Origin of the sequence: Rhizobium sp. 2YAF20 (assembly GCF_052114685.1) — a bacterium.
GTDB lineage: Bacteria > Pseudomonadota > Alphaproteobacteria > Rhizobiales > Rhizobiaceae > Rhizobium.
In genome coordinates this window covers 22,545-47,609 of record NZ_JBFRFF010000026.1, presented here as the reverse complement: position 1 = coordinate 47,609, position 25,065 = coordinate 22,545, and the positions used below count along the sequence as shown (strand labels likewise).

The window sequence follows — 25,065 nt, the reverse complement described above, 5'->3', positions numbered from 1 at the left end:
AACTCCCCGTCAGACGGTGCAGTCGAATGTCCGGCCTATTTGGCGCGGTCTGTGACCGCTGGCCATGATTGGCTTGAATAGCCCAAAAGCCTACTCCGAGCCCAGGGGCTCTAGTTAGTTCACGCGCGATGCGCCTGGGCTTTATGTCGGTTTGCTGGCCTCGATGAAACGGCGGAGCGCTGTGGCCGCGTTCAACATATGGGCTCGCATACGCCGAGATGCCATCTCGCCGTCACCCTCCGCCATCGCCTGCATGATGGCATCGTGCTCATCCCTGGATCGGCGCATGCGTTCGCCTTGGCGAAGTTGCGTGCGTCTGAAGGCGTTGAGCCTGCTGCGCACTGCAATGGCTTGTTCCGCAAGGAAGCCGTTGTGGGTGGCGCGATAGATCCTATCATGGAATTCGAGGTTGAATGCGTCGTACGCGTCATAATCGCCCAGCTCGACGATCGCCTCCGACGAGTCATGCATCTCGATCAGGTGGCTGCGCTCGATCGGCGTCATGCGGTAGGTGGCGAGCCTCACGCAGATGGCCTCGATCTCGGCGACCGTCTCGAACATCTCCATGATGCGTTCGGGAGTCATGCGGGCAACAATGACGCCGCGCCGCGCGCGGACCTCGACAAGGCCGCTGACCGCCAATTGACGCAGCGCTTCACGAACCGGGGTGCGAGAGGCGCCGAAGCGGTCGGCAAGATGTTGTTCGTCCAGAGCCGCGCCGGCTTTTAGAAGCCCCTCTGTTATCTCGTCGGTGAGCGCATTGCGAATACGATCGGACAACAGCCCTCGATCACCAGCGTCATCATCACTTTCCAATTCATACGTCATCCCGCAATCTCCTGAAGTCTTTCCGGCGCATGAAGCGACGGTCCCGTGTATGCATATCCGGATGTAGATCTACCAGACGCATACAAAACAGTTATCACGAACCTGTTACGTATTCAATTATTGACTGCTTTGCATTTCGAGAATACACATTGCGCATATCAGCAACGCCTTGCACACACGAGGTCGGCAAAGAGCCAAGCTGGAATAGGCGGAAGGAAGCTTCGCAATGTGGTGCAGCGCTGAACAGCGTTCGCATCGGCCATACCCTGCCTCGGCAATATCTTGTGTACCAACAAATTCCTGCCGGCTCTGGGTTCCCGTCCTCAGCGAGGCGGACTTGTATCCATCCCGTAACTGCCCCATGCAGAAGGAAACCAAATCATGATGATGAACAGACGCACGTTCTCAGCCGCCCTTGTTGCCGGTGCCGCCGCCTCCCTTTTCTCGACCCGCGGCATGGCAGCCAAGCCCACCTCGTTGAAGGCCCGCAACGTCGTCCTCGCGCATGGGCTGTTTGCCGACGGATCGTGCTGGTCCGAAGTGATCGCCCGGTTGCAAAAGGCAGGACTCAATGCCACGGCCGTTCAAAACCCTCTGACGACCCTGCCTGAAGCAGTGGCCTCGGTGCAGCGGGTGCTTGCACGGCAGGACGGCCCAACGGTTCTCGTCGGGCATTCCTTTTCTGGGATGATCGTCACTGAGGCCGGTGTGCATCCGAATGTCTCGGCGCTGGTTTATGTCGCAGCACGCGCGCCGGATGCGGGTGAGGACTATACGGCATTGGCAAAGACGTTTCCAACGCCGCCTGCATCTGCCGGCATCGTTTTCGACGGTGATGAAGGTCGCCTCAGCGAGGCCGCGTTTCTATCCGATTTTGCAGGCGACCTGCCCGAAGCAAAGGCAAAGGTGCTCTTTGCCGTCCAGCAGCCGTTCAACAAGGCTCTGCTCACTGGCAAGACCACCCAGGCGGCCTGGCGTTCAAAGCCAAGCTGGTATGCCGTTTCGACGGAAGACCGCACAATCAATCCAGACCTTGAGCGTTTCATGGCAAAACGCATGCGTGCCAAGACCATCGAAGTGAAGTCTAGCCATCTCTCGCTGATCTCCCATCCCGACGAGATCGCCCAATTAATCCTCGAGGCGGCAGGGCAGCCAACGGAGTGAATTCAGCGCAGTAAGAACGGGAATGCTGGCGGCCAGTAGTGGCTGGGAGATTCCCCCCAGTCGAATGGCATAGACCAACGACTGTTTGGCCTTAGCTTCTCCCCCCGTGCCAACGCGAAAACGCTGACACGGACGGCGAGGTCGTTCGCCCGCTATTCCATCTGAATGCAAATGTTTAGGGCAGCTAAACTAATCGGCGGATTTTATTTCGATTGAAATCAACGCCCTGTTCCAAGACCTCAGTCGTCCTGGTAACCCGGCAGCGACCACCGACATCAAGACACCGGATTGGCCGGAGCCAAGCCGCAAGCTTAGCGAGGATGACATGATAGGCCGCGCCTAAATCTTGGGCAAAGTGCATGCACATTATGCGACATTGAATTTGCCCTCCAAAAGGAGTTAGCAAAATCAATGGTTTAGAAATTGGCACGTGGCTTGCTCTTACAACAGTAGAGTTGGTGGCTAGGGTTCCGGCGCTTCTATAAGCGTGCTGGTCCGAGAGCTGCCACCGGTCGGGGAGACATCCCACCGGGTGCACGGCGGGAGAAAAGCCCGGGAGACCTCGTTAGCCAAGGGATTGGCAGCGCGATGGTCTATGCCAATCCCTTTTTTGAAGAAAAGCAAAAAGGGGAATTTCTATGCAGACTTTTTCGAAGATCTTTTCGATCACCGCACTGGCAGCCTCGCTGGCATTTGGAGCGAGCTCCACGGCGAGCGCTGCACCGAAGACGGATTTCAAGGTTGCGTGGTCGATCTATGTCGGCTGGATGCCTTGGGGCTATGCTGCAGACCATGGCATCGTCAAGAAATGGGCAGACAAGTACGGCATCAAAATCGACGTCACGCAGTTCAACGACTATGTGGAATCGATGAATCAGTACACGGCCGGTGCGTTCGACGCAGTAACGCTGACCAACATGGATGGGCTGTCCATTCCAGCCGCCGGCGGCGTCGATACGACTGCTGTGATCGTCGGCGATTTCTCCAATGGCAACGATGCCGTCATCCTCAAGGACAAGGCCAGTCTGGCCGACGTCAAGGGCCAGAACGTCAATCTTGTTCAATATTCCGTTTCGCACTATCTGCTTGCGCGTGCTCTCGAAAGCATCAACCTATCTGAACGCGACGTCAAAGTGGTCAACACCTCGGACGCCGATATGGTGGCCGCCTACAAGACAGCCGAGGTGAGCGCGGTCGTGACATGGAACCCGCTTGTCTCGACGATACTTGAAGAGCCAAGCGCCAAGAAGGTGTTCGACAGTTCGCAGGTTCCCGGCGAAATCATCGATCTGATGGCTGGCAATTCCGCCGTCTTGAAGGACAACCCGAATTTCGGCAAGGCACTTGCGGGTATCTGGTACGAGACCGCAGCGCTGATGACAGCCGACAGCAATGAAGGCAAGGCAGCTCGAGAAGCGATGGGCTCGGCCTCCGGCACCGACCTCAAAGGCTTCGAATCGCAGATGGCCGCCACGAAGCTTTTCGCCAAGCCGGCTGACGCCGTTTCCTTCACCGCATCTCCAAGCCTGCCGAAGACGATGAACCTCGTGCGCAATTTCCTTTTTGAAAAGGGTCTGCTCGGCAACGGCGCTGCATCGGCGGATGTGATCGGCATCGAGATGCCGGACGGCAAAATCCTTGGCGACGCAAACAACGTCAAGCTGCGCTTTACCGAGACATACATGAAGGCTGCAGCCGACGGCGCGCTCTGAGCGATCCACGACGACGGCGCTCATGGGCGCCGTCTGCCTGTCCATTCATCAGCGGAGCCATGTCCATGCGTTGGATCAACACCAGGCCCGGCCGAGGTGCCCAGCTCGCCTTGACGCTTATGCCCTTCGTATTGCTGATTGTCGCCTATTCGGCGGGATCGGTCGTGCGCCTGTCGCAAAACACCAATGACAAGCTGCTGCCCGGACTTGCAGGATTTACCGATGCCATCAACCGGATGGCCTTCCTGCCGGACACGCGCACGGGCGAATATCTCTTGTGGTCCGATACCCTTGCGAGCCTGATACGCCTTTTTGCTGGTCTTGGAATTTCGACCGTGACGGCACTGTTGATCGGTATGGCGATCGGGATGCTGCCGTACCTGCGCGCCCTGCTTGCGCCCTTCGTTGCCGTCATATCGATGGTGCCGCCGCTCGCACTACTACCAATCCTTTTCATCGTCATGGGGCTCGGTGAGACCTCGAAAATCGCACTAATCGTCATCGGCGTGGCGCCGACGATGATCCGCGATCTTGCGCTCAAGGCGCTCGAGTTGCCCCGCGAGCAGATCGTCAAGGCGGAAACGTTGGGCGGTTCATCCTGGCAGATCGCCCTTCGCGTGGTTCTGCCGCAGATTCTACCCCGGCTTATCACCTGCGTCAGATTGCAGCTTGGTCCCGCGTGGCTCTTCCTGATCGCGGCTGAGGCGATCTCCTCTGACTCCGGGCTCGGATACCGGATATTTCTCGTCCGCCGCTACCTTTCGATGGATATCATCTTTCCTTACGTCGTCTGGATCACTTTGCTCGCGGTCGTGACCAACTACGCCCTTGATCGCATCCGCATTGCCGTCTTCCCCTGGTCCGAACTGGAGAAACAGGCATGAGTGAACTCGTGATCGAGAACGTCTGGAAGGAATATGGCGACCAGATCGTGCTCGAGAACATCTCATTGACGGTCGCCTCCCGCGCCTTCGTCGCCCTGGTTGGTCCGTCCGGCTGCGGCAAGACGACATTCCTGCGAATGCTGCTCGGACAGGAACATCAAACGCGAGGCAAGATATTGTTGGACGGCGAACCGCTCCCACAGGAGCCAGGCCGTGATCGCGGTGTCGTGTTCCAGCGCTATTCGGTGTTTCCGCATCTGACGGTGCTCGCAAATGTCCTGCTCGGCAAGGAATTCATCGCCTCGCGCTTGAAGGCGAAGCTCTTCGGCGCGACGCGGCAGCGTGCCGTCGAAGAGGCGCGCAGTCTGATCGCGGAAGTCGGCCTTTCCGGCGCCGAGGGCAAGTATCCCGCCCAGCTTTCCGGCGGCATGCAGCAACGTTTGGCATTGGCGCAGGCGCTGATCATGAAGCCGAAGGTGCTGCTTCTGGACGAGCCTTTCGGCGCCCTCGACCCCGGTATCCGTGCCGAAATCCACACCCTGATGAGACGATTGTGGAACGAAACGCAGATGACTGTCGTCATGGTCACCCACGACATACGCGAAGCCTTCACGCTCGCCACGCGCGTGGTCGCATTCGAGAGGCCGCGCGACCGCCCGGAGGAAAAGCTGCGCTACGGCGCGACGATCACCAAGGATATCTCCATCTGGCCACCGCGCAGCGCAGGCACGCCCTCACCCTTCAGCCCTGACCGGGACGGCCCGGTCACTTCTCTAGGCCCCCGCCGGGACGGCCCGGCTTTCAGTCCGACAGAGGTAAAATAGCCATGCATATCAGTCGTTCGCCTGAGGAAATCGCCGCCAACAGGTCGCGTTATGAAGAACATCAAAAGAAGGGATTGGAGTTCGCGCCCAAGGCACTTCCATCGCCAAGCGCGCTTCCTGCCTCCGTCATCGCCGCCGCCGCGATCGTCCATCAGGAGACAATCCCGGGCGGATGGTATTGGTCGACGGTATTAAGGCGCGGAGAGGCCATTCGCGTCGATCAGCAGGAAGGTACGTCGACTGTCGCGCTGGTCGCCTGGAACGCGGCCGACGCCAGCGAGAGGTTGAACCTTGTCGATACAGCAAAGGTCCAGTGGACAACCGCGCTCGGCAAAGGGCGCGTCATCTTCTCGGATATGGGGCGGGTCATGTTTTCAATGATCGAGGATAGCTCCGGTACCCACGACTGCTTGATGGGAGGATCAAACGCAGCGTCGAATGCTGCCAAATATCCAGGCATCAAGACCCGCAACACGCGTGACAACCTCGTGTTGCTGGCGAGCAAGCTCGGTCTCGATCGTCGAGACATTCCGGGCGTTCTCAACCTTTTCGCGCCCGTCCGTCTCGACGGCGACGGTTCCTTTCATTGGCGCAGCAAAAAGTCCAACAGCGGCGACTACGTCGAAATGCGCGCCGAGATGGATATGATTGTCGGGCTGTCCAATTGCCCTCATCCGCTCGACCCCAATCCCGTCTATGCGCCAAGCCCGGTCTCAGTCACCCGCTTCCGTGCGCCAGGGCCTGCGCCGGACGATCTGCCGCGCACAGCAACGGCCGAGGCGGTACGCGGCTTCGAGAACAACGCAATGATGTTGGCTTGAGAGGACTGGACCGATGACGAATTTCATACAGACCGCCGTATCGCGCACGATCGAAAACGCCGTGAAGGATCACTCCATTCCGGCAGAAGCTCCATGGTCCGGTCTCGTGCGCAAGGGCCAGACGATCCGCATAGAGGACAGTTACGGCCGACAGGCGATCGACACTCTGTTTTATCGCGCCGATAATTTCGCAGAGCGCTACTCCAATCAGGACACGATGCGCATGCAGAGTGGCGCATATGTGGGTATCGGCACCCGGATCATGTCGAACGAGGGCAACGTCATGCTGACGATGACGGGCGACAGTTGTGGCCGTCATGACACCTCGGCTGGCGCCTGCTCATGCGAAAGCAACACGGTGCGCTTCGGCCAGGCCACGAAATACCTCCACGCCTGCCGCGACAATTTTCTTGTCGAAGTGACGACACACGGGATGAGCAAACGCGACATTGTTCCCAACATCAACTTTTTCATGAATGTGCCGATCAAGCCGAACGGCGAAATGACGATCGTCGACGGCATTTCCTTGCCGGGCGACTACGTCGAACTCGTTGCCGAGATGGATGTGCTCTGCGTCATCTCCAACTGCCCACAAATCAACAATCCATGCAACGGGTTCGATCCGACGCCGATTCGCGTCCTCATCTGGGATGCCGAGGTCTGAGGCATGTTTAAGAAGATCCTGATCGCCAATCGAGGCGAAATCGCCGTCCGGATCATCCGGACACTAAAGACCATGGGCATCGCATCTGTCGCCGTCTACTCCGACGCCGACCGGTTCGCCATGCCAGCGCTTCTTGCTAACGAAGCAATCCGTCTTGGCCCCTCCTCCGCCACGGAAAGTTATCTGAACGTCGACGCGGTCATCGCCGCCTGCAAGGCAACGGGAGCAGAGGCCGTACATCCCGGCTACGGCTTCCTGTCGGAGAATATCGACTTTGCCAAACGCTTGGCCGCCGAGGGTATCGCCTTTATAGGGCCTCGACCGGAACATCTGTCGGCATTCGGACTGAAGCACACCGCAAGAGAACTGGCAACGGCCAGCGGCGTTCCCCTGCTTGCCGGCAGCGGCTTGCTCGAGAGTGTCGACGAGGCTTGCGCCACGGCCGAACACATTGGCTATCCTGTCATGCTGAAGAGCACGGCAGGCGGCGGCGGCATCGGCATGCAGCTATGCGCCAATCCAGATGCACTTGTCGCATCCTTCGAAAGCGTACAACGCACCGCGCGCGCCAGCTTCGGCGATGCTCGCGTCTATATCGAACGGTTCGTGGCCGACGCCCGACATGTCGAGGTCCAGATTTTCGGCGACGGCAAGGGAAAGGCCGTGGCACTGGGCGAACGGGACTGCTCGTTGCAACGGCGCAACCAGAAGGTCGTCGAGGAAACGCCCGCACCCGGATTGTCGGAAAAGACAAGATCGAGGCTCCACAAGGCAGCAGTCGATCTGGTGTCTTCGATTTCCTATGCATCGGCGGGCACCGTCGAGTTCATCTATGATCCCGATCGCGAGGAATTCTATTTCCTTGAGGTCAACACAAGGCTTCAGGTCGAGCATCCGGTCACCGAGGCGGTCTTCGGCATCGATCTCGTCGAATGGATGATCCGGCAGGCGGCAGGTGAGGATGTGCTTTCGAGAGCGCAAACGCTGCAGCCTCATGGGGCAGCCATCGAAGTCCGCATCTATGCCGAGATGCCACACGCCGATTTCCGGCCAAGCGCGGGATTGCTGACGGAAGTCGCCTTTCCTGACAATGTCCGGGTCGACGGCTGGATCGAGACCGGTTCCGAGGTGACCCCCTTCTATGATCCCATGCTTGCCAAGCTGATCGTTCAGGCGGCCGACAGAACCGCTGCCATAGAGAAACTGAAGGCAGCGCTATCGCAAACTTCTATCGCCGGAATCGAGACCAACCTCGATTATCTGAGACAGATCGCGGCTTCCGAGCTTCTGACAAGCGGCAAGGTCGCAACAACAGCGTTGCGCGACTTCATTTTCGTGCCGGACGTCGTGGAGGTCCTGTCGCCGGGCGCGCAGTCCAGCATCCAGGAGCTGCCGGGCCGTCTCGGCCTTTGGCATGTCGGTGTGCCGCCAAGCGGGCCGATGGACGAGCGCTCCTTCCGTCATGCCAACCGGTTGGTCGGCAATGACGACAATACGGCTGCGCTCGAGCTTACGGTTTCCGGGCCGACGCTGCGCTTTTGCAGGGAGACGACGTTCGCGCTCACCGGCGCCGAGATGCCTATGACCTGCGGTGGCGAAAGACTATCGCATGGCCAGCGGCTCACTGTGCCTGCCGGTGCAGTGCTCTCGGTCGGCGCGATCGAGGGACCCGGGCAGCGAAGCTATCTCGCGGTTGAAGGCGGGTTCGCCGCCCCTGTCGTACTTGGCTCGCGTGCAACCTTCGGTCTTGGCCAATTCGGGGGAAATGCGACGGGACCTCTGAAGACAGGACATGTGCTGCATCTGGCACGGCACCTGCCCTGCAATCCGCCAAGGCTTGCAAACGAACCCGCCGCTCTCACCGGGCAATGGCAGGTCGGCGTCGTCTATGGGCCGCACGGAGCGCCGGATTTCTTCCAGCAGGAAGATATCGACGCGCTGTTTTCGACGGACTATGAGGTGCACTACAACAGCGCGCGAACGGGCGTCCGTCTTATCGGTCCCGCACCGAAATGGGCTCGCAGCGACGGCGGCGAAGCGGGGCTCCATCCTTCCAACCTGCACGACAATGCCTATGCGGTCGGAGCGATCGACTTTACCGGCGACATGCCGATCATCCTCGGCCCGGACGGTCCAAGCCTCGGCGGATTCGTCTGCCCGGCGGTCATTGCCCGCGACGAGCAATGGAAGATGGGCCAGTTCAAACCGGGAGACAAAATTCGGTTTCATCCTCTGGCCCGGCCCGACGATCCTCTTGCAGGCCCCGCGGTTCACATGCGAACCTCCGGTCGAGGCTCGGCCATTGTCGGGATGCGGGAGGATGGGCCGGTCACCGTCGTCTATCGCCGTCAGGGTGATGACAACCTCCTTGTCGAATACGGGCCCATGGCGCTCGACATCGCCTTGCGCCTGCGCGTGCATCTGCTGATGCAGGCCGTCATCGAGGCACGCCTTCCCGGGGTGATCGACCTGACACCGGGGATCCGCTCGCTGCAGATCCACTATGACGGCACGACGCTGACACGAAAGCGCCTGCTGGGCCTTCTAGCGGAACTCGAGACGAGCCTTCCTCCAGCGCAGGCGGTGACGGTGCCGAGCCGCATCGTGCACCTGCCGTTGTCATGGAGCGATCCCGAAGCCGAGCTTGCCATGCGGAAATATCAGGAGCTGGTGAGGCCGGACGCCCCGTGGTGCCCGTCCAATATCGAGTTCATTCGCCGCATCAACGGACTTGCCGACGAACAGGCAGTCAAGGACATTGTCTTTGACGCCAGTTATCTGGTCCTCGGGCTTGGCGATGTCTACCTCGGCGCACCGGTTGCAACACCCGTCGATCCACGGCACCGGCTCGTCACGACCAAGTACAATCCGGCCAGGACCTGGACGCCCGAGAACGCGGTCGGCATAGGCGGCGCCTATATGTGTATCTACGGCATGGAAGGACCGGGGGGCTATCAGCTTTTCGGCCGCACCATCCAGGTCTGGAACACGTGGCGCCAGACGCCTGCCTTTTCCAAGGGAAAGCCATGGCTGCTCAACTTCTTCGACCAAATACGCTTCTTCCCGGTCGGCCATGACGAACTGGCCGAGGCGCGCGCGGCCTTCCCGCATGGCGGCTATCCCCTGCGGATAGAGGAAACCGAATTCTCCTACGCAGCCTATGAGAAAGAACTCAAAGCCAACGCCCAGTCGATCGACCTCTTCAAGACCAGGCAGCAGACCGCCTTCGACCTCGAGCGGCAACGGTGGAAGGAGGGCGGGCTGGACAGCTTCGTCAGCGACGAAGGCGGCGGTGAGCGTCCCGACGGCGACATCCCGTCGGGCTGCTTCAGCGTCGCCAGTCATGTTCCGGGCAATATCTGGAAACTGCAGGTCGAGCCGGGGGCATTCGTCGCCGCTGGCGATACACTCGCCATCATCGAATCCATGAAGATGGAAATCAATGTGATCTCTCATGCAGCCGGGCGCGTGCGCGAGCTGCGGGCCGGCCCGGGACGAAACGTCAAGGCCGGCGATATCATCGTCATTGTGGAGGAATGCTGAAATGCTGCCGACGATACTCGATCTGACAAGCCTGCGTGCCGCCTACCGGCAGGGCATGACCCCGCTGGACCTCGTCGAAGCGGTGATTGAGCGCCGCGCGGCATCGAAGGACCCGGCGATCTTCATCACCTCGACACCGGACGAGCAGCTTCGCGCTGCGGCCGGCGACCTGATGGCGCGCGCTCCGACGGCAAACAGTCTTCCCCTTTGGGGCGTACCGTTTGCGGTGAAAGACAATATTGACGTCGCCGGCTTGCCGACAACGGCCGCCTGCCCGGCCTTCGCCTACAAGCCGACCGCCGACGCAACTGTTGTCGCTCGCCTCAAGGCAGCGGGCGCGATCGTCATTGGCAAGACCAACCTCGATCAATTCGCAACCGGATTGAATGGCACGCGTTCTCCACACGGCGCACCGCGTTCCGTCTTCGACGCAAGCTATATCTCAGGCGGGTCGAGCTCGGGTTCATCGGTCGCCGTGGCGTCCGGCCTTGCCACCTTTGCACTCGGGACAGACACAGCGGGGTCTGGACGCGTTCCTGCTGCCCTTAACAATCTCGTCGGGATCAAGCCGACCCCGGGGCTGCTTTCCAATAGCGGCGTCGTTCCTGCCTGCAGGAGCGTCGACTGCGTCACGATCTTCGCCGGCACGGTCGGAGACGGCGTCGCCATCCGCAAGGTCGCCGAGGGTTTCGATCCAACCGATCCATTCTCGCGCGCGCCTGAGTGGGCTTCATTGCCCGTGAACGGACTTCGCGTCGGGATCCTTGAGGGCGTCGAGCGCGAATTCTTCGGCGATGGGGAAGTCGAACGGCTCTACGACCTGGCAATCGAACGGGCGAGAGCGCTTGGCGTGACGATCGTGCCGTTCGACTACGCACCCTTCCGCGAGGCCGCCGCCCTCCTCTATGAAGGGCCATGGGTGGCAGAGCGCCTGGCCGCTGTCGAGGACTTCCTCGCGACCAATGCCGACGACTTCGATCCCACAGTTCGAAAGATCATCGAAGGTGCCAAGGGGAAAACAGCTGTGGATGCGTTCAATGGCCGCTATAGGCTTGAAGAATTGCGCCGCAGGACGCAGGCCGAGTGGAAAGAGGTCGACGTCCTGTTGCTGCCGACTGCGCCGACCACCTATACGGTCGCAGACATGATTGCTGACCCGATCATATTGAACGGGCGCTTGGGCCGCTACACGAACTTCGTAAATCTGCTCGACTGCGCGGCGATCGCCATCCCGGCAGGCTTCGGAAACAACGGCCTTCCCGCCGGTGTCACGCTCGTGGCGCCCGCTTTTACCGATGACGCGCTTGCTCCACTTGCCGATGCGCTTCATCGCGCGGCCGCCTCTGGCATGGGTGTTGACCGCCACGCCTCGATTTCCGAGGCGAGCCGCGTAGGCCCCGTCGAGGATGGTTTTGTTCCGATCGTCGTTGTCGGCGCACATCTGACCGGGATGCCGCTCAACCATCAGCTCACTGGACCGGGCGGGCGCCTCTTGAAGTCGTGCCGGACGGCGGGAGACTATCGACTATTCGCGCTTCCCGGCACCGTGCCGCCGAAACCCGGTCTCATCCGCGAACCTGGCTTCGACGGCCCCGGCCTCGAGGTTGAAGTCTGGATGATGCCGCCTGACGCATTTGGCCATTTCGTCCAAAATATTCCAGGGCCGCTTGGCGTCGGCAAGGTTTTGCTCGACGACGGCTCAACAGTATCCGGCTTTCTTTGCGAGATGTATGCAGTCGAGTTCGCACGAGACATCACTCACCTCGGTGGATGGCGGGCCTATGCAAATACGCTTGCGTGACATTCAACGAAGCCGAAGGAACTTCCGATGTTTGCAGGCAAGATCGCGAGGCTGCTTGTCGACGGGATCAAAGCTCGGGCGAGGCAATTGGTCAAAGTCAAAGCACGTCCCCGTCCCGACAACCAGACCTTCGGATCGGAGCGATTTCGACAAAGTCGCGAAGAAACGGTTGAGTTAAGGTCTTCGCTGCGGCCCAAATCACGAAGATGGAAGACAGACGGACTGTTCGGAGCGATTAGCCAAGAGCGGCTGCGTGAACGCTATGGCCTTTCGGCCAATCTTGCCTAAGTTTTGCGGGGCTCGATTGAACGTGCGCCCTATCACGTCGGGCTCGAGGCGAACTTGTCCCAGCCTTCCTTGACGGTTTCCATCGCGACGTTGGTGGACGTGCTTGCAACGTAAGGCAGCGTCGAAATCCGTTCTCCCAGGACAAGGCGGTACCGTCCGATATCGCCCGTTCTGACCTTCAGCAGGTAGTCGAAGCGCCCTGCTATCATGTGGCATTCCTCGACTTCCCTAATCTTCTTGACAGCGTCGTTGAAGCTTCTGAGGGCGTCCTCCCGAGTGTTGGAGAGCTTCACCTCGACGAAGGCGATGTGATCGAGCTGCATCTTCGATGGATTGAGAACCGCCTTGAACCCTTCGATGTACCCGTCGTTGACGAGTCTCTTGAAGCGAAGCTGGCACGGCGTCTTCGACAGACCCACACGGGCCGCCAGATCGGTTATCGACAACCGACCGTCTTGCGCCAGGGCGTCGAGAATCTTCCTGTCGAATTGGTCAAGTTCACTAAAAACACCGACTTCTGTAGCCATTATGGCCTCCTCTTTGCCTAATTAAAAGTTCATATTACCTATTTTCAGTTAAAATCAAGTGAGATCGACATGAGCTGATATGATAGAAGGATGGCACCAACAAATAGGCGATGCCTGCAAGGCCATAGGCATGTGAGTTTCGGCAGCGAATAGCACCGCCAAATTGAGCTTCGCGATGAAATATGAGACAAGCTACCTGGGATCCGACACGCACTTGTCGGCAAGATATCGACCCATTGCTCTTGCTGCAGTCAAAGCCGCCGTCAGCGTAGTGTCAGTGAATAAACAGGGTGAACGCAAGAAAGAACTGCGAGATCACTTTCTCCTTCCGGAAGACCTGCCGGACATATGAGCGCCGGCAGCCTTCGACCACATCACCGTCACCAATAGGTTCTGAAATGCTCAAAGTCGTCGCCGATGTTGCCAACTCCGATAGCAATTCCCCGCAGCTGTTTGGACAATTCGCGCCGCCGATCCGCGAGCAGAGCGAGTTGCGAAAGGCGATCACGGCGGCCTATCGCCGCCCGGAGACCGAGTGCCTGCCCTACTTGGTAGAGGCTGCGCGAGTACCTGCGGACCTCAAGGGACAGGCGCGCACGACGGCCCGCACGTTGATCGAAGCGCTGCGTGCGAAGCACAAGGGTACTGGTGTCGAGGGGCTGGTTCACGAATATTCGCTTTCCAGTCAGGAGGGCGTGGCGCTGATGTGTCTGGCCGAGGCGCTTCTGCGCATTCCCGACACGGCGACGCGCGATGCCTTGATCCGTGACAAAATCTCGGAGGGAGACTGGAAGTCCCATGTGGGGGGCGGCCGTTCGCTGTTCGTCAATGCCGCGACCTGGGGATTGGTCGTGACCGGGAGGCTGACATCGACCGTCAATGACCGCAGCCTTGCATCCGCCTTAACTCGGCTTATCGCCCGCTGTGGTGAACCGGTCATCCGGCGCGGCGTCGATATGGCGATGCGTATGATGGGCGAACAGTTCGTCACTGGCGAGACGATCGAGGAAGCATTGAAGCGGGCACGTCCCCTGGAAGCGCGAGGCTTCCGTTACTCCTACGACATGCTGGGCGAGGCGGCGACAACCGCTGCCGATGCTCGCCGCTACTTTCGCGACTACGAGAATGCCATTCACGCGATCGGCAGGGCTTCCGGCGATCGCGGCATCTATGAAGGCCCCGGCATCTCGATCAAGCTTTCGGCCCTCGACCCGCGCTATGTCCGCGCCCAGTCGAAGCGCGTGATGGACGAATTGCTCCCGCGGGTTCGCGAACTTGCGCTGCTTGCGCGCAAGTATGATATCGGCCTCAACATCGATGCTGAAGAGGCCGATCGGCTCGAACTGTCTCTGGACCTTCTGGAAGAGCTCAGCATGGACCAGGAGCTAAGCGGCTGGAACGGCCTTGGCTTCGTGGTTCAGGCCTACGGCAAGCGCTGCCCGTTCGTCCTCGACTACATTATCGATCTCGCACGCCGGTCCGGACGGCGCATAATGGTGCGGCTCGTGAAGGGCGCCTATTGGGACGCCGAAATCAAGCGCGCTCAGCTCGACGGACTTTCCGACTTCCCGGTCTACACGCGAAAGATACACACCGATGTCGCCTATATCGCATGCGCCCGAAAGCTTCTTGACGCGACCGATGTCATCTTTCCGCAGTTCGCAACGCACAATGCCCAGACGCTGGCAACCATCTACCATCTGGCCGGCCCGGACTTCCAAGTAGGCAAGTATGAATTCCAATGTCTCCACGGCATGGGCGAACCACTTTATGATGAAGTTGTCGGCAAGCAAAAGCTCGACCGCCCGTGTCGCATCTACGCGCCGGTCGGCACGCACGAAACGCTCCTCGCCTACCTCGTTCGGCGTCTCCTTGAGAACGGCGCCAATTCGTCCTTCGTCAACCGGATCTCGGATGCGAACGTCTCGGTCGACGAATTGATCGCAGATCCGGTCGATCTGGTCGAAGCGAACCTGCCAATCGGCAAACCGCACGATCTCATTGCTCTACCTTGCAATCTCTACGGAAGCGAACGGCAGAACTCCTCCGGTATCGATCTTTCGAACGAAACCGAACTTGCCGCACTTGCGGCTAGCCTTGTCGCTACGACGCAAGAGCGCTGGCACGCCTTGCCGCTGATTGCGGACGGTTCCATCGACGGGGAGACGCGGCCGATCCTCAATCCTGCCGACCATAGCGACATCGTTGGTCAGGTTACTGAAGTCGGGATCGATGCGGCCCCGAAGATCGCCCACCTGGCGGCCGAAGGTGCCCGGCAATGGGCGGCCGTTGCGCCGGCCGATCGCTCAGCCTGCCTTGATCGGGCGGCAGACATCATGCAGTCCCGTATCCAGACGCTGATGGGCATCATCATGCGCGAGGCCGGCAAATCGGCCGCGAACGCGATCGGTGAAGTGCGCGAGGCAGTCGACTTTCTCCGTTACTACGCCGAGCAGGCCCGCCGAACGCTCGGGCCCTCGCATGCGCCCCTCGGTCCGATCGTCTGCATCAGCCCGTGGAACTTCCCACTCGCCATCTTCACCGGCCAGGTCGCGGCTGCACTTGTCGCCGGCAACTCGGTCATGGCAAAGCCCGCCGGCGTCACGCCGTTAATCGCTTTCGAGAGCGTCAAGATCCTGCACGAAGCTGGCGTTCCGAGAGGCGCGCTTCAGTTCGTGCCGGGTAGCGGCCGTGTTGGTGCCGCGTTAATCGACGCGCCGGAAACTGCTGGCGTCATGTTCACTGGTTCCACCGGGGTCGCCAGGCTCATACAGGCACAGCTCGTGCAGCGGCTGTCCCGGTCCGGAAAACCGATCCCGCTCATTGCAGAAACCGGCGGCCAGAATGGCATGATCGTCGACTCTTCGGCACTTGCCGAGCAGGTCGTCGCAGACGTCATCGCATCGGCCTTCGACAGCGCCGGTCAGCGCTGCTCGGCGCTGCGCGTGTTGTGCCTCCAGGAAGACATCGCCGATCGGACACTGAACATGCTGAAGGGTGCGCTTCAGGAATTGACGATCGGGCGCACCGATAGGCTGAGTATCGACGTCGGACCCGTCATCACGGATCAAGCCCAGGGCGAAATTATCGAGCACATCGAGCGCATGCGCGGCCTCGGCTGCAACGTCGACGAATTGCCGCTTCCAGCAACGGCGCGGCTCGGGACCTTTGTTCCGCCAACGATTATCGAGCTGAAGAAGCTGTCGGATCTGACGAAAGAAATCTTCGGGCCGGTTCTGCACGTGATCCGTTACCGCCGCCAGGACCTGGACAGGCTGATCGATGACATTAACGGCTCCGGATACGGCCTGACCTTCGGCCTGCATACACGGCTAGACGAGACGATCGCGCACGTCACCGCCCGAGTGAAGGCCGGTAATCTTTACGTCAACCGGAACATCATCGGTGCTGTCGTCGGCGTCCAGCCGTTCGGTGGGCGAGGACTTTCCGGAACCGGTCCGAAGGCCGGCGGACCGCTTTATATCGGCCGGTTGGTTCAAAAGGCACCCGTTCCTCCACAGCACAGTTCGATCCACATCGACCCCGCCCTATCGGATTTTGCCGTGTGGCTGTCTGCAAAGGGGTGCAACGACGATGCCGAGGCCGCGCGCGAACTCGGAAGCCTGTCTGCAGTGGGGCTAGAGAAAGAACTGGTCGGGCCGGTCGGCGAACGCAATCTTTACGGTCTGCATCCGCGCGGACGCGTACTTCTCGTTCCTGCGACAGAGCGTGGTCTATATCGCCAGATCGCCGCCGCCCTGGCTACCGGAAACCACCCTGTCATCGATGAAGGCTCGGCACTGCGTCCGTCGATGAAGGATCTTCCGGCGAGTGTGGTTGCGCGTCTCGCCTGGACGTCGGACTGGAATACTGACGGCCCATTCGCCGCGGCCCTGATCGAAGGCGACCCGGATCGGGTTATCAAGGTCAATCAATTGATTGCCAAGTTGGACGGACCGCTTGTCCTTGTACAGTCGGCAACGACTGACGAGATAGAAGCTGACGTGGAAGCATACTGCCTGAACTGGCTTCTGGAGGAGGTCTCGACCTCTATCAACACCGCAGCCGCAGGCGGAAATGCCAGCTTGATGACGATCGGATGACATCTGCGCGATAGAACTCGAGACGCAGCCTGCGTAGCGCACCTGTGGGCAGACAACAGTCTAAGTGGCTCGTCGGCGGCGAACCACTGGTTGGAAGGAATTTCGACCTTAGTTATCGGCGTTGGTTATCCATTGGCCAGGTATCGGAGAGGCGGTACCCAGCCTGGAAGGGGTCGGCGGGATCGACCATCAGTTGCTTTGTTCCAATGATCCAGGCACGGCCAGAGATTATGGGACTTATTCCCGACGTGCCGTTGATGTCCATTTCCTGATCGATGCTGCAATGGAACTCGGTGTCCAGCAGCGATGTGCCTACAAACCTGTCGCCGACTTTCATCTGTCCTTTCGCATGGAGAACAGCCATGCGCGCTGAGCAGCCAGTACCGCAAGGCGAACGATCAACCTTGCCCGGCCGGATCGCGACGGCATTCTTGCCGTGCAGAACACCGTCCTTCACGACCACCGGATCTGTCATCTGGCAGAAGGAAATGTGACCCCAGTCGTTCGCCGGATGCTTGAATCCAAGCTGTTCATTGGCAGCATCCGTGATCTTCACGCCCATGCGCGCAATGTCACGCGCTTGGTCTGGAGCCAGGCTGAGGCCGAGCGAGGCGGCATCGACCATGACGAAGCTGTCGCCACCATAGGCGGTGTCGACGATTACCGTGCCAATGCCCTCAACTTCGATGTTGACGTCGAGCTTGTCGGCAAAAGACGGAACATTGCGGACGCGGATACGTTCGGCTTTGCCGTTGCGGCATTCAGCTTCGACTTCGATCAGACCGCCCGGTGCCTCCAGGACCATGCAAGTGATCGGTTCCTGCATCGGGATGATCCCGGTGTCGAGCAGAACCGTCGCCACGCACATCGAGTTCGATCCCGACATCGGCGGAGTATCGGCCGGCTCCATGATAATCCAGCCCATTTGGGCCTTCGGGTTCTTCGGCGGAACCAGCAGATTGACGTGCCGGAAGACACCACCGCGTGGTTCGTTGAGCACGAAGTTGCGAAGGGTCTCGTCCTCGGCGATCCAACGAGACTGCTCCCAAACGGTTGCCCCTGGAGGAGGAGCGACGCCGCCGACAATGACGTCGCCCACTTCGCCCTCGGCATGGCAGCTGACGACGTGGATGATCCTGGATGAACGCAATATCTACACTCCTTTATTGCCTATGGGGCTAGACGCGATTGCGGTGTTCAAATGGACTTCAAGAAGGCCGCTGTTTCCGGCTTCTCGGCGTTTTCGAATATTTGCTCCGGTGAGCCGATCTCATGAATACGGCCTTCGCGAAAGAAAGCAACGCGATCCGACACATCCCGTGCGAAACGCATTTCGTGCGTGACGACGATCATTGTCATGCCTTCTTTCGACAGCATGCGCATCGTATAGATCACTTCGCCGACGAGCTGCGGATCGAGAGCCGGGGTAACCTCGCCGAACAGCCGACAGGAGTAGATGATCGCGAGCGTCGGCAGATACTTGCCGGCTGTCGCGATCGAAATGTCGCGCCAGCGGCGCAACTACTCGTTTCCCACATCACTAGGGCCTGCGTGTCCCTCATGAGCAATCTCCCAAAAGTAACAGGTCGAAAATAGTTAGGACGCCTTTGGCCGTTGAAATGGGCCACACAGGTGCTTGGACGCGTTGAAGGGATTGGAATGAACAACGGCGAGTGGTATCGCTCAGCGCGGCGTGATTACTTGCTCACGCTGCGCTGGTTTTCTACCCAAAAAAGTCAAAAGACTGTCTCGCCCCCATCCACAACGAGGATCTGGCCGGTCATATAGGACGATCGATCTGAAACCAGGAAGAGGATTGGTTCGGCGATTTCCGAGACATTTGCCCAACGCCCCAGTGGAACCTTGCCGGCAACATAGGACTCGATTGCATCGCGACCGCCCATCTGAGCGATGAAGGGTCCGTTGAACGGGGTATCGACCCAGCCCGGGCATAGAGCGTTAACACGAATGCCAAATTTCGCGTAGTCGCCGGCCATCTGCCGGGTCATAGCGATTACGGCATGCTTTGTCGTTGTATAGGCAATCATTTCACGATCATAAAGCACCCCCGATGATGACGAGGTATTGACGATCACCCCCCTGCCCGCTTGTTTCATGAACGGCACTGCGAAACGCGCGGCCAGGAAATGCGCTCGGACATTGAGGTTCCAGGACCTGTCGAAGCCGCCGATCGCAACATGCTCAAGATCTCCGGCAACCTGGGCACCGGCATGATTGTGTAGTATGTCGATGCGTCCGAGACGATGACCAACGCCGCAGATGCCGTCCTCAAGTGCCTTGTCGTCGGTCACATCCAACGCAAGGCTTTCAACACTGCCGCCGGCTTCGCCGATGAGGCGCACGGTTTCCGCCGCATTGGTAGGATCGATGTCGAGCACGACGACATGTGCACCCTCCTTCGCCATGATCTGTGCCCCGGCCCGGCCGATGCCCGATCCAGCCCCGGTGACTATGGCAACGCGATGTTCAAGGATCATTGGTGTTTCCCGTTTTAGCTTGTTTTTGTCTTGTCGCGCATCAGGAAGCGCGCGATGAGGATCATCGTTATCGATGCGATCAAGACCATCGTAGCGATCGCGTTGATCTCAGGCGTGACGCCGCGGCGGATGGAGGCGAAGACGTAGATCGGCAGCGTCGTGTCCGAACCCGCAACGAAAAAGGCAATGATGAAGTCATCGAAGGAGAACGTGAAGGCTAGCAGAAAGCCCGCCAGGATCGAGGGCAGGATCTGCGGCAGCACAATTTGCCAAAATGTAGTGAGCGGTGCCGCATAGAGGTCGCTCGATGCCTCGATGATATCCCGCCCGAGAGTGGCTATGCGGGCTTTGACAATCATTGTCACCAGCGCCATGGTGAAAAGCCCATGCGCAGCGATGATCGATCCGAAACCGAGGCTGAACTTAGGCGCTTGATCGCCCAGCCAGATCGACGCGATGATGGGATTAATGAAGCCGAACACTGCAACCATCGCTACAAGCGTGGCGATGCCGATCACGACCCCGGGTACGACAATAGCAGCGGCAAACAAGCCATCAAAGATTGCACGGGTCTTCGGTCCCAGCCTCTCCATGCCGATGGCCGCCATTGTTCCAAAGACAGCCGCAAGTCCGGCACTGGTAAAAGCAATGATCAGACTGTTTTCGAGAGCTTCGATCAGAAACGTGTTCGACAAGGCCTTGCCGTACCACTGGGTTGAGAAACCGACCAGTTCGCTGGCGTTGCGCCCGGAATTGAACGAGAACAGAACGACCAGTGCGATCGGCGTGTAGAGAAACAAATAGACAGCTGCGACTATGCCACGCATCAGACGAGATCCACTTGACGGGTGCCGGCAAAACGCCAGGCGATCCGCATCGCAACCAAAAGCACCAGCACGACCACCACCACGAGGCTGACGGCAATCGCCGAGCCGAACGGCCAGTTGCGCGACTGCAGGAAAAGATCGACCAGCGCATTACCGATAAAGAACACCTTACCGCCGCCCAGCAGCTGCGGGATCAGATATTCGCCGAGCAAGAGGATGGTGACGAGCGCGATCCCCGTCATCACGCCGGGTAGCGACAGCGGCAGCGTGATGCCAAAAAAGGTTGCGAACGGTTTTGCGCCAAGATCTGCCGAAGCTTCGAGAAGCCGCCGGTCGAGCTTCTCCAAACTGACATAGATCGGCATGATCATCAGCGGCAGATAGCCATAAACGACGCCCAGTAGCACCGCACCAGGCGTATTAAGGAGCCGCACGTTTTCGATGCCGGCAAGCTCGAGGAGATGTGGAATGCCGCGGGCGCCGAGAATGTACATCCATGCATAGGTTCGAACCAGAAGGCTGGTCCAAAAGGGTACAACGATGAGCGACACCAGCAGCAATCGATATTTCGCACTCGCCTTGACGGCGAGATAGTAGGCGACTGGATAGGCAACCAGTAAACAGGTCAGGGCGCCAATCGGCGCGAGCACCATAGTGTTCTTGAAGGCCGCCGCCCGAGAGCCGAGATTGGCAAACTGCGCAAACGTGAAGGCGGCTTGATAACCACCCTCAGGCGCCCGCTCCCCGAAAGCGAAGACGATGATCGCGATGAAGGGCAACACCAAAAACACGAACAGCCATGCACTCGCGGGCGCAATCAATGCGGCGGTGACAAGACGTTTCCTGACGTTGATCGAAAGCGGCATGTTGGTCCAATGAGTTGGAAAATCAATCTTGTTGGCAACGGATGGCCGCCTCTCGCCCTGAGGAAGAGCCAGACCCGAGGATCGCAGGAGAGACGTTTACCCCAACCTGACCTCGAACCTGCTCTTCCTGCGCACGCGCCTTAGGCCGATTTGAACCTGGCCATCAGCTCGGCTCGGCCAGGATCTGTCAGCGTAACCGCAGCTCCGAACTCAAGCGGTGTCAGCGAAGCTTCATCGGGATAGACAGTCTTGTTCGACGTGACATCCTTCGGCAGCAGTGAGATGACGCGGCTGTCCGTCGTCGGCGCACCGTTGGCAATATGCTCCTTAACGGCGTTCGCCGGGTCCATGAGATAGTTGAGCAGCGCGTAGCCAGCGGCCTTGTTTGGCGCCTCCTTCGGTATCGCATAGTAGTCCGTCCAAATCTCGCCGCCGTCCTTCCCGAGGACATAGGCGATCTCCGGGACATCGCGATTGAGCTGGGCGCCGTCGTTGGTCCAGCACATTGTCATCCAGGCATCGGTCGCGCGCATTGCGGGCTGATAGTCGCTGTTGATTGCGAACAGATGTGGCTTGACCTTGATAAGCAGCTCTTCTGCCTTGGCAAGCTCATCGGCCTTGATGGAATTGAAGTCATAACCAAGCGAAACAAGCGCACTTCCGATTGTCGTCAGCTGGTAGTCATGCACCATGCCTCGGCCATCCGCTTCAGTCTGAATGACATCAAAAAAGTCTTTCCAGCTCGAAAGCTTCGTTTTCACTTTGGAGGTATTGACCGAAAACCCTGTCGTTCCCCAGTTCTTCGGCACGGCGTAGGTCTTGCCGTCGATCTGGCCCTCCTTGGTGAACCGCGGATTTTCCGTCGTTTGGCTGAAGTTCGGAATCTTCGAAAGGTCAAGCTCGTCGATCAAACCAAGCTTGTGGTGCGTGGAGATCGTGTAGTTCGTCGGCACGAACAGCGACCAACCGGAGGCCCCCGCTTGCAGTTTGGCAAGCATTTCCTCGTTTGAGCCAAACACATTGACCTCGACGGCGACGCCGGTGGCAGCTTTGAAGTTTTCGAAGGTTGCGGGATCATGGTAGTTGGGCCAGGTGGCAATCGACATCTGGGTTCCGAACTCGCCGGCAGCATAGGCAGGCGTCGAGAGGGCGCCAGGAAAGCGTGAAAGAACGGCGGTGGCCAGCCCGAGGCCTGTTACGCCAAGAAAATGCCGGCGGCTTACGGAGCCCCGCTTCAGCCGCATGAACTCTTCCATGAAGCCTTCAGCGGAAATGGGGAGATTATCCTTGTAGTCTTTGCTCATGATGCTGTTCCCTTGTTTCTTGTTCTACGCTGCACTCGATGCTGAAAAGACATGTGCTGTCGCCGGATCGAAGGCGAGGAAGACCTTCTCACCCGGTTCGATCAGATCGTTCTCGTTGAGGGTCCGGCGGTCGGCCGTGACCAGAAAGTCGCCAAGCTCGGGAACGGTGACCGCGTATTCCGCTGAGGATCCGAGAAAGATCCTGTGCGTGACGGTCCCGCTGAAAACCGAATCTTTTGGAGATGCCGTCCTCGTCAGGCGGATGGCCTCGGGGCGGATTGCAACGATTGCTTCGCCCGATGCCACACGTTGGCGTTCCAGGGCAGGAATTGCCGAGCCATCCGAGAGCCGCAGCGTTGCGCCATCCGCCTCCATCACCGCGCTGACGCGGTTGGTTTTGCCAACGAAATCTGCCACGAACAAGTCGGCCGGGTGATCATAAATTTCCTGTGGCTTGCCTAGCTGGCGAATTCGTCCGGCGCTCATCACGCAGACGACATCTGCCATCGACAAAGCCTCTTCCTGATCGTGGGTGACGAGCACAAACGTAATGCCCAGATCTCGTTGCAGTGTCTGGAGCTCAATCTGCATGGCAGAACGAAGCTTCTTGTCGAGCGCGGCGAGTGGCTCGTCCAGAAGAAGCACCGAGGGTCGGTTAACGAGCGCTCTTGCAAGCGCCACACGTTGTTGTTGGCCGCCGGACATTTCGTGAACGCGACGTTTGGAAAACCCGTCGAGCCTCACCATCTCAAGCGCTTCTGCGACGCGTCTGGTAATGTCGCCAGAGGCCATTCTTGGCCGCATCTGCTTCAAGCCGTAGGCAATATTCTGCTCGACATTGAAATGCGGAAACAGCGCATAGTGCTGAAATACCATGTTGACCGGGCGACGGTAGGCCGGAACGCCATTCATCTCGCGGCCGTCGATTAAGACCGCACCCTCGCTTGGCTGCTCGAAACCACCGATCATGCGAAGGCAGGTCGTCTTGCCGCAGCCCGACGGCCCAAGCAGCGCCAAAAACGCGCCTTTCGGCACTTCTAGGTTTATGTCCGTTACTGCGATCACGGAGCCATAGGTCTTCGTGACAGCACGGAATTCGATATCATTCAAAGAAGCGGATGCCACGTCTGTTCCCCGAAGTTGGTTTGGAGCGGCAGTCTTTGCTGCCTTTTGCCACCGTCGTTAGCAATAGACTATGCCTGTGGTGCATTGACGGTATATACCCCGAGAGAGGTATCTACGGCTGAAATCGCATTATCGAGGTGTATAAGGAAATCAGGGATCATTCCGCGTAAGAGGGACGAAGGGACAGGCAATGAATACTGATCTGGAGGCGCTGTTTCGAGCTTTCGCCGGCACGATAGGCAGGCCAGCGATGGCAGACGCAGAGTTCGGCGAGACCTTCCGCCAGATGATGGCGGCGCTTGTTGGCTTCGATTATGTCGTGGTGTTTGCCTATCGGGGCAAGGAGCGACCAATTGCGCTTTACAGCACCTTTGGTTCAGAAGAGCACGTTATCTTTGTCTCGCTTTATCAAGCGGGCCCCTATCTCCTCGACCCATTTTATCATACCGCACGTGAGCGCCGAACTGGCGCATTCCGGATGCGCGAGCTGGCACCGGATCGCTTCTTTTCCAGCGAATATTACCGAACCTATTACGTCCAGACGGGTCTGGCGGAGGAAATTGGCTTCTTCGTCACAGTTGACCAAGACATCACCATTGTCCTTTCCCTGATGCGTAGGCAGGAGACGGGCCCGTTTTCAACCACCGAATTCGAATTGCTCAAGAGAGCCGAGCCACTGGTGGCGAGCATGGTACGGCATTATTGGTCCGGCCTTGCAATTCGCTTCGACGCTCAACTACACAACCGACCTCGCCGTAGCCGGAAGAGTCGTGCTACAAGTACGGTTGGCTCGCAGGCCGACACGGTCTGGAGAGACCTCAATTTGACGGCACGAGAAGCTTCGATCATCGACTTGGTGCTGCAAGGCCACTCCTCCGAGTCGGTTGGCCTGAAGCTCGCCATAACTACCGGGACCGTCAAGGTTCATCGACGCAACGTCTATCGCAAGCTCGGTATATCTTCACAGACACAGCTGCTTGCCATGTATTTGAAGAACCTGAGTTGATCACCAACGGCCTTCCCTTGGCCGTGACAACGCTGAGGTGGTGTCGCCCCACCTGCCTCATCGACGGGTCGGCAGCCGAGAGGATTTCGATGACCTTGGCAAACGTAGAGTAGAGAGATCGGGGCCACCAAATGTCTTCCGAACGTTGATCGACCATAATCCGCTTTGCGAAAAGACGCCCATATGTAAATCAGCAGCGAACATTGACCCCGGATTTGGCACCAAACGCGCGATAACACTGATCAGTTGATACTGCCCCTGGGGTCATCATTGACATTGT

At 59.0% G+C, this 25,065-nt stretch carries 18 protein-coding genes, 2 pseudogenes and 1 riboswitch; of the genes and pseudogenes, 10 read left to right on the top strand and 10 right to left on the bottom strand.

Annotated features, from left to right (window positions below; all coding sequences use genetic code 11):
- Nucleotides 1–141 precede the first annotated feature (141 nt).
- Entirely contained in the window at nt 142–828 is a 687-nt protein-coding gene (locus tag AB4Z52_RS24315; RefSeq protein ID WP_442220468.1) for a GntR family transcriptional regulator, read from the bottom strand.
- A 381-nt stretch (nt 829–1,209) separates the two neighbouring features.
- Here AB4Z52_RS24315 and AB4Z52_RS24310 point away from each other — a divergent pair, with 381 nt between their 5' ends.
- The 8 genes from AB4Z52_RS24310 (at nt 1,210) to atzF (ending at nt 12,241) form a co-directional block, all read left to right on the top strand.
- The gene (locus AB4Z52_RS24310; RefSeq protein WP_442220467.1) at nt 1,210–1,992 is read left to right on the top strand and encodes an alpha/beta fold hydrolase; all 783 of its coding nucleotides are present in this window, start codon (nt 1,210–1,212) and stop codon (nt 1,990–1,992) included.
- A 451-nt stretch (nt 1,993–2,443) separates the two neighbouring features.
- Nucleotides 2,444–2,553, top strand: a riboswitch (guanidine-I (ykkC/yxkD leader).
- A gap of 77 nt (nt 2,554–2,630) precedes the next feature.
- Entirely contained in the window at nt 2,631–3,704 is a 1,074-nt protein-coding gene (locus AB4Z52_RS24305; RefSeq protein WP_442220466.1) for a putative urea ABC transporter substrate-binding protein, read from the top strand.
- A 65-nt stretch (nt 3,705–3,769) separates the two neighbouring features.
- Nucleotides 3,770–4,588 carry an ABC transporter permease gene (locus AB4Z52_RS24300; RefSeq protein WP_442220465.1) on the top strand — a complete coding sequence of 273 codons (819 nt, stop codon included), beginning with the start codon at nt 3,770–3,772 and terminating at the stop codon, nt 4,586–4,588.
- On the top strand, nt 4,585–5,412 hold the full coding sequence (locus AB4Z52_RS24295; protein ID WP_442220464.1) for an ABC transporter ATP-binding protein: 828 nt from the start codon (nt 4,585–4,587) through the stop codon (nt 5,410–5,412). Before AB4Z52_RS24300 ends, AB4Z52_RS24295 begins: the two co-directional genes overlap by 4 nt.
- A gap of 2 nt (nt 5,413–5,414) precedes the next feature.
- The gene (locus AB4Z52_RS24290) at nt 5,415–6,233 is read left to right on the top strand and encodes an urea amidolyase associated protein UAAP1 (protein ID WP_442220463.1); all 819 of its coding nucleotides are present in this window, start codon (nt 5,415–5,417) and stop codon (nt 6,231–6,233) included.
- Between the two features lie 13 nt (nt 6,234–6,246).
- On the top strand, nt 6,247–6,897 hold the full coding sequence (locus AB4Z52_RS24285) for an urea amidolyase associated protein UAAP2 (protein WP_442220462.1): 651 nt from the start codon (nt 6,247–6,249) through the stop codon (nt 6,895–6,897).
- Between the two features lie 3 nt (nt 6,898–6,900).
- Entirely contained in the window at nt 6,901–10,440 is a 3,540-nt protein-coding gene (gene uca / locus AB4Z52_RS24280; RefSeq protein WP_442220461.1) for an urea carboxylase, read from the top strand.
- A 1-nt stretch (nt 10,441) separates the two neighbouring features.
- The gene (gene atzF, locus AB4Z52_RS24275) at nt 10,442–12,241 is read left to right on the top strand and encodes an allophanate hydrolase (protein ID WP_442220460.1); all 1,800 of its coding nucleotides are present in this window, start codon (nt 10,442–10,444) and stop codon (nt 12,239–12,241) included.
- A gap of 320 nt (nt 12,242–12,561) precedes the next feature.
- Here the strand turns inward: atzF and AB4Z52_RS24270 are convergent, their stop codons facing one another.
- The gene (locus AB4Z52_RS24270; RefSeq protein WP_442220459.1) at nt 12,562–13,056 is read right to left on the bottom strand and encodes an Lrp/AsnC family transcriptional regulator; all 495 of its coding nucleotides are present in this window, start codon (nt 13,054–13,056) and stop codon (nt 12,562–12,564) included.
- 398 nt (nt 13,057–13,454) lie between these two features.
- On the opposite strand from AB4Z52_RS24270, the gene putA reads away from it, so the two are divergent.
- A complete protein-coding gene (putA, locus tag AB4Z52_RS24265; protein ID WP_442220458.1) occupies nt 13,455–17,159 on the top strand; it encodes a trifunctional transcriptional regulator/proline dehydrogenase/L-glutamate gamma-semialdehyde dehydrogenase in 3,705 nt (1,234 codons plus the stop codon).
- 112 nt (nt 17,160–17,271) lie between these two features.
- On the opposite strand, the gene AB4Z52_RS24260 is transcribed toward putA, so the two are convergent.
- The 7 genes and pseudogenes from AB4Z52_RS24260 to AB4Z52_RS24230 form a co-directional block, all read right to left on the bottom strand.
- Nucleotides 17,272–18,309 (bottom strand): trans-3-hydroxy-L-proline dehydratase, encoded by a 1,038-nt coding sequence (locus AB4Z52_RS24260; RefSeq protein ID WP_442220457.1) that lies wholly within the window; start codon nt 18,307–18,309, stop codon nt 17,272–17,274.
- A 47-nt stretch (nt 18,310–18,356) separates the two neighbouring features.
- Nucleotides 18,357–18,602 (bottom strand): annotated as a pseudogene (glnQ, locus tag AB4Z52_RS24255) (glutamine ABC transporter ATP-binding protein GlnQ); the annotation flags it as partial.
- 293 nt (nt 18,603–18,895) lie between these two features.
- Nucleotides 18,896–19,657, bottom strand: a complete 762-nt coding sequence (locus AB4Z52_RS24250) for an SDR family NAD(P)-dependent oxidoreductase (RefSeq protein WP_442220456.1) — start codon at nt 19,655–19,657, stop codon at nt 18,896–18,898.
- Nucleotides 19,658–19,671: 14 nt separating this feature from the next.
- A complete protein-coding gene (locus tag AB4Z52_RS24245) occupies nt 19,672–20,484 on the bottom strand; it encodes an ABC transporter permease (RefSeq protein WP_442220455.1) in 813 nt (270 codons plus the stop codon).
- A complete protein-coding gene (locus AB4Z52_RS24240; RefSeq protein WP_442220454.1) occupies nt 20,484–21,350 on the bottom strand; it encodes an ABC transporter permease in 867 nt (288 codons plus the stop codon). Before AB4Z52_RS24240 ends, AB4Z52_RS24245 begins: the two co-directional genes overlap by 1 nt.
- Nucleotides 21,351–21,490: 140 nt before the next feature.
- Entirely contained in the window at nt 21,491–22,654 is a 1,164-nt protein-coding gene (locus AB4Z52_RS24235) for an ABC transporter substrate-binding protein (protein WP_442220453.1), read from the bottom strand.
- A 24-nt stretch (nt 22,655–22,678) separates the two neighbouring features.
- Entirely contained in the window at nt 22,679–23,779 is a 1,101-nt protein-coding gene (locus tag AB4Z52_RS24230; RefSeq protein WP_442220452.1) for an ABC transporter ATP-binding protein, read from the bottom strand.
- Nucleotides 23,780–23,969: 190 nt separating this feature from the next.
- Here AB4Z52_RS24230 and AB4Z52_RS24225 point away from each other — a divergent pair, with 190 nt between their 5' ends.
- Complete coding sequence (locus AB4Z52_RS24225; RefSeq protein WP_442220451.1) at nt 23,970–24,785, top strand: helix-turn-helix transcriptional regulator; 816 nt, start codon at nt 23,970–23,972, stop codon at nt 24,783–24,785.
- A gap of 19 nt (nt 24,786–24,804) precedes the next feature.
- On the opposite strand, the pseudogene AB4Z52_RS24220 reads toward AB4Z52_RS24225, so the two are convergent.
- Nucleotides 24,805–24,968 (bottom strand): annotated as a pseudogene (locus AB4Z52_RS24220) (SfnB family sulfur acquisition oxidoreductase); the annotation flags it as partial.
- Between the last annotated feature and the right edge of the window lie 97 nt (nt 24,969–25,065).

Excerpts from the sequence above, each read along its gene's own strand:
- AB4Z52_RS24315 (WP_442220468.1), bottom strand. The coding sequence starts at position 828 with ATGACGTATGAATTGGAAAGTGATGATGACGCTGGTGATCGAGGGCTG.
- AB4Z52_RS24310 (WP_442220467.1), top strand. The coding sequence starts at position 1,210 with ATGATGATGAACAGACGCACGTTCTCAGCCGCCCTTGTTGCCGGTGCC.
- AB4Z52_RS24305 (WP_442220466.1), top strand. The coding sequence starts at position 2,631 with ATGCAGACTTTTTCGAAGATCTTTTCGATCACCGCACTGGCAGCCTCG.
- AB4Z52_RS24300 (WP_442220465.1), top strand. The coding sequence starts at position 3,770 with ATGCGTTGGATCAACACCAGGCCCGGCCGAGGTGCCCAGCTCGCCTTG.
- AB4Z52_RS24295 (WP_442220464.1), top strand. The coding sequence starts at position 4,585 with ATGAGTGAACTCGTGATCGAGAACGTCTGGAAGGAATATGGCGACCAG.
- AB4Z52_RS24290 (WP_442220463.1), top strand. The coding sequence starts at position 5,415 with ATGCATATCAGTCGTTCGCCTGAGGAAATCGCCGCCAACAGGTCGCGT.
- AB4Z52_RS24285 (WP_442220462.1), top strand. The coding sequence starts at position 6,247 with ATGACGAATTTCATACAGACCGCCGTATCGCGCACGATCGAAAACGCC.
- uca (WP_442220461.1), top strand. The coding sequence starts at position 6,901 with ATGTTTAAGAAGATCCTGATCGCCAATCGAGGCGAAATCGCCGTCCGG.
- atzF (WP_442220460.1), top strand. The coding sequence starts at position 10,442 with ATGCTGCCGACGATACTCGATCTGACAAGCCTGCGTGCCGCCTACCGG.
- AB4Z52_RS24270 (WP_442220459.1), bottom strand. The coding sequence starts at position 13,056 with ATGGCTACAGAAGTCGGTGTTTTTAGTGAACTTGACCAATTCGACAGG.
- putA (WP_442220458.1), top strand. The coding sequence starts at position 13,455 with ATGCTCAAAGTCGTCGCCGATGTTGCCAACTCCGATAGCAATTCCCCG.
- AB4Z52_RS24250 (WP_442220456.1), bottom strand. The coding sequence starts at position 19,657 with ATGATCCTTGAACATCGCGTTGCCATAGTCACCGGGGCTGGATCGGGC.
- AB4Z52_RS24245 (WP_442220455.1), bottom strand. The coding sequence starts at position 20,484 with ATGCGTGGCATAGTCGCAGCTGTCTATTTGTTTCTCTACACGCCGATC.
- AB4Z52_RS24240 (WP_442220454.1), bottom strand. The coding sequence starts at position 21,350 with ATGCCGCTTTCGATCAACGTCAGGAAACGTCTTGTCACCGCCGCATTG.
- AB4Z52_RS24235 (WP_442220453.1), bottom strand. The coding sequence starts at position 22,654 with ATGAGCAAAGACTACAAGGATAATCTCCCCATTTCCGCTGAAGGCTTC.
- AB4Z52_RS24225 (WP_442220451.1), top strand. The coding sequence starts at position 23,970 with ATGAATACTGATCTGGAGGCGCTGTTTCGAGCTTTCGCCGGCACGATA.